The sequence below is a fragment of the Vibrio sp. MEBiC08052 genome (genome assembly GCF_001506075.1).
Classification (GTDB): domain Bacteria; phylum Pseudomonadota; class Gammaproteobacteria; order Enterobacterales; family Vibrionaceae; genus Vibrio.
On the sequence record NZ_KQ947476.1, the window covers coordinates 26,224 to 31,517 of the forward strand.

Genomic DNA, 5,294 nt, shown 5'->3' on the forward strand with positions numbered 1-5,294 from the left:
CGACCCGGCTGTCGGGGCGTACGCCTTGCTCAATCAGCCAGTGTGCCAGTTGGTTGGCCCGGGCATTCAGCTCGGCGTAACTGAGTGACTGGTCTTCAAACACCACTGCGGTCGCATCAGGATTACGCGCCACCTGCGCCTCAATCAAAGTATGCAGGCATGACTCATCGGGGAATGGCGTTGCCGTCTGGTTAAACCGGTTGAGCACCAGATCCCGTTCAGCGCGTGGTAACACGGCTAACTGACCAACCGGACATGTCGGCTCATCGGTCAAAGCCGTCATCAATGCCGTCAGCGTTTGTTCCACCATCACCGCCATCCGCTGTGCACCAATACGTGCATCGACTTTGAAATCCAGACTGAAGCCCTGACCGGCAAGATCATCGACCGACAATCCGACCGGATAGTTGGTCCGCTCTTCATTGGCCAGCATCTCAATTCCTTGCCAAGCCGAGACTGACTGTTGCGTATCGATATCCGTTTGGGCACTGCCGCCTTGATAACGGTAGTTTAACAGTGACGTAAATAATGGTGCCGGGGCACTGACACCACTACATTTCTGTACCTGTGACAGCGGTGCATGTTCATAGTTGAGTAACTCAGCCAACCGATGATGGGTATTCTGCACCGCTTCTCCGGTCTGCATCTGCCCGAAGGACAGACGCAGCGGTAAGGTATTGAGGAACATCCCTAACGCACGATCCGCTCCGTCACCACCGGCCATCCGGCCGAACAGTACCGTACCGAAAACCACATCATCTCTTCCTGTGGTCGCTCGAATCACCAGTCCCCAAGCCAGATGGAACAGGCTTGCGGCACTGACGCCATAGCGCCGAGCTTGAGAGCGGATCTGCTGTGCCAGCCGGTTATCAACCGGATGGCGTAACGATTCAATCTCATGACCGTGACTCTGTGTTTCTGACAAATCAAACGGTGCACAAGGCACCTCGATGTCGGCTAACTGCTCGCGGAAATAATCGATGTAGGTTTGCTGACTCAGTTCGGTCCGCGCCTGAGCGACAAAATTACGAAACGGGATGGGTTGTGGCAGAGTATGTTCCTGCCCCAACAAATGAGCCTGAACTTCCTCAATCACTAATTCCAGCGTGGTATGGTCCATACACAAATGGTGCTGAAGTAAACACATCACCCACCGTTCCTGCGCCGGATCAGCAACATAATGCACCGCTAACATCGGAGCCTGAGAGACATCCATCTGCACCCGGGAAGGGGCAAAATGAGCCTGTAGTTGCTGAACGATGCCATGCGACGATTCAGCGTCTTTAACCTGTCCGTCATTCAGCAATGAAGTCTTCAGTAATTGCTCGGCCTGAAGTTCATGAACGGCAAGCGGCGCATTGCGCCAAACCACCTGATGCGCTTCACGCAGTCCATCCCAGACGATACCGGTCCGTAAAATGTCGTGACGCTGAATCACAGCCTGTAATGCGGTCAAAAAGCTTTCCATCCGGGGTTTCTGATCAAAGGTCAGGATCACGGGCGTAATGTATGGATCACTCTCCTTCTGCAGGATATGGTGATACAAAATCCCTTCCTGTAACGGTGCCAGCGGATAGATATCCTGAATATTGGCCGCCCCGCCCGCAACACTGGCGGTAATCACCTCAATCTCTGCGGTTGTCAGTTCAGTGAGCGGTAACATCTCCGGCAGAATCTGTGTACACGCGTCAGGAATCCGATTACTCGGTACGCTCGCAGCCTGTGGTGCAGCGTTTTCTGTCAGCGCGTTTGCCAGTGCAGCCAGTGTCGGGTGATTGAATAACGCTTTGACACTCAGGTGATAGCCGCGTTGACGCAGCTGCTCAATCAGTTGAACCGACAACAGGGAATGGCCGCCCAGTTCAAAGAAGTGATCCTGACGACCGATTTTCTCAATCCCCAATAAGTCACGCCAGATGGCTGCGAGTAACTGTTCAACTTCGGTTTGTGGCGCTTCATAAACCCGGTGAGCAAATGCAGTTTCATCGGCCGGAGGCAAAGCTTTATGATCGACTTTGCCGTTTGGTGTCAGCGGTAATTGTTCCAGTAACATATAAGCCGATGGAATCATGTAATCCGGTAATGTCTCATGCAACCGCGATTTCAGCGCAGTCAGGTCAACAGTCACGCCAGCAGTCTGCGTGTAATAGCCGACCAAACGTTGATTGCCGCGCTGATCTTTTTGCGCGGTCACCACTGCATCCTGAATCCCTGCGCAGCGACGCAGTGCCGTTTCAATTTCACCCAGCTCGATACGATAACCACGAATTTTTACCTGATTATCGCAGCGTCCCTGATAGTGGATCAGACCGTCTTGCTTCCAACAGCCCAAATCACCGGTACGATACATCCGTGCATCCGCTTGTGGTGAAAATGGATCAGGCAAGAAACGCTCTTCCGTCAGATCAGGACGGTTGAGATAACCGCGGGCAATGCCGATACCACCGATGTAGATCTCACCGGTCACCCCTTGGGGCACCGGCTCTCCGCGGGCATCGAGAATATAAATGGTGCCGTTGGGTCTCGGCACACCAATCGGTGGCTGACCGTCAAATCCCTGATGTAACGCGCATGTCGTTCCCCAAATGGTGGTTTCGGTCGGTCCATACCCGTTATACACCATGCGGCCTTCGCTCAGCCAAGGTTCAATCACACTGCGGGTGACCGCTTCTCCCGCGGTTAACAGCATCTTCAAATCCGGTAACGGCACGTCGGTACGCAAACTCGCCAGCGCGGCCGGAGGAAGCGGTGCATGAGTAATACGGCGGGATTCGAGAATCGTCAGTAACTCTTCTCCGAGCGGCTGACCCGGCCCGGCAAAATGTAGTTCCGCACCGGTGCAGATCCCCAATACTATCTCAAACATGCTCGCATCAAAGCTGATCGAAGCAAACTGTAAAACCCGACTCTCTTTGCCCACGGCCAACATATTACGCTGCGCGTATGACACATTACACAGTCCTTGGTGAGCGATCATCACACCTTTCGGTTTGCCGGTCGAACCGGAGGTATAGATGATATAGGCCAGATGCTGCGCCGTCAGGCCGAGGGCTGTGGCATTCAGATTGGTTGTCTCATAATCAGCCCAGAGATGACGATGAGCATCCATATCCACAACGGTGCAGTCCGGTGCGATTTCCCCGAGACGCGGTAGAACGTCTGCATGTGTGATCAACACCTGTGGCGCGCTGTCGGTCAGCATATGAATCAGACGCCCGTCAGGATAATTGGGATCCATCGGTACATACACCCCACCAGCTTTCATCGTCGCTAACATTGCAATCAGTAAATCGGCACTACGAGGTAAAGAAATCGCAACGTGACTGTCGGGACGAACGCCGTGTTCAACCAGCCAGTGCGCCAGTTGATTAGCCCGCGAATTGAGCTCACCATAGGTCAGCGATTCACAATCTGTGACCAGCGCAGTTGCGTCCGGTGTCTCCTCGACAAATGATTCAAACAGTTGATGAATACAGACATCATCAGGAAAATCCAGCGCGGTCTGATTCAACGTTTTGATCAGATAATCCCGCTCGGATTGCGGCAAAATCGGTAACGTCCGAATATCAGCATCACGCTCGGCGATCATGCCTTGCAACAGACATTTCCAGTAACCGAAATAGCGTTCGATCGTGGCGGGATCAAACAGTGCGGTCGCATAGTTCAGGGTGCCGGATAAATGGTCATCACATTCGGTCATGATCAGAGCCAAGTCCACTTTGGCCGATTGATCGGGAACCTCGACATGAGACAACCGCATCTCGCCCAGTTCAGCTTCAACACGAGGCTGATTCTGCAAGGTAAACAGGACTTGAAAGACCGGAGAATAAGAGAGACTACGCTGAGGTGCGATCGCCTCGACCACTTGTTCAAACGGAATATCCTGATTGGACTGCGCTGCCAGTGAAGTGGCTTTAACCTGAGCCAGCAACGCTTCGGTATTCAGCGGTTGTGATAAATCAACCCGCAACGCCTGTGTATTAACGAACATACCGATCAGATTGCCGACTTCTTTGCGGGTCCGTCCGGCTACCGGTGTGCCGATCACCACATCATCCTGTCCGGCCAGACGCCCCATCAGTGCCGCCCAACTGGCAAATAACGTCATATACAAGGTACATCCATAACGTTGACTTAACGCTCTCAGTCCTGCGGTCAGTTCGGCATCCAGCGTCACATGGACATTGTCACCGAGATAGTCGCGCTGCTCAGGACGAGGGCGATCCGTCGGCAACCCCAGCAGTTCAGGCGCACCTTGCAGATGGGATACCCAATACTGCTGCTGTTGCTCAAGTACCTCGCCTTGAATGTGGTCTTGTTGCCACTGAGCATAATCACCGAACTGAATCATGGGTTGCGGCAGTGGATCGGCACTGTTTTGTGCATACGCGCGGTATAACACACTTAACTCTTCAGTCAGAATCCCCATCGACCAACCATCAGCAACAATGTGGTGCATGGCGATATACAGGGTGTGATCGGTGTCCGTTTGACGAATTAACCGCCCTTGTACCAAGGGGCCTCGGGTAAGATCAAATTGGGGATCGTCATAAGCGGAGCGAGTCTCCCCCGCAACCGGATGACAAATCTCCAGCGGAAAACCGCTATCCGCTGCACCGATGATTTGCATCGGCTGCCCGTCACGGAGCTCAATGTGGGTTCGCAAGGCGGCATGGCGAACCACCAACTGATCCAAAGCCTGTGTTAAGGCCGCCATATTTAATGGCCCTTGAATGCGCATCCCGGCGGCAATCACGTAGGCAGCCGTGGCCGCAGCATCCATTTGTGACATGACCCATAACCGTTGCTGGGCCAGCGACAGTGGGAATTCTCGTTGATTTTCATCGGCAGCCACGATGATATCTTGCCCGGGAAGTCGGGGCTGTGACGCCCCGTCTTGTTCAAGTTGTTCCAGAATTGCCATCATTTCTTCGGGTGACAATTCATCAATAGAAAAGCGTGTATCAGTCATGATTATTTCTTCCCTTTGGCTAAACGCTGCGCCACATTTTCAATATCCTGTGATGCAAAAGCAGAAAGTTTGATATAAGCCAGCTTCATGGCTAACGCAGAGAGCACTGAGTGCTCAAAAAGTTCGGTAATCGTCACCTCAATCCGGAGCCGGTGCTGGATCTCTGAAATCAGCCGAACCGCCAGCAGTGAGTGTCCCCCTAATTCAAAGAAATCATCCTGACGCCCCACTCGTTCCACATTGAGTAACTGACTCCAAATTTCAGCCAGTGTCGTCTCCATGGCATTTTTCGGCGCTTCGTATTGCCGCACGACAAAAGCGG

The 5,294-nt window shown here is 53.1% G+C and carries 2 protein-coding genes; both read right to left on the reverse strand.

The features are described from left to right. Nucleotides 1-4,972 (reverse strand): non-ribosomal peptide synthetase (locus VRK_RS17640; protein ID WP_157371998.1); only part of this gene is annotated, 4,972 nt, incomplete at its 3' end. A gap of 2 nt (nucleotides 4,973-4,974) precedes the next feature. After that, nucleotides 4,975-5,294, reverse strand: a 320-nt coding sequence (locus VRK_RS17645) for a phosphopantetheine-binding protein (RefSeq protein WP_197413174.1), incomplete at its 5' end; no start/stop codon positions are given.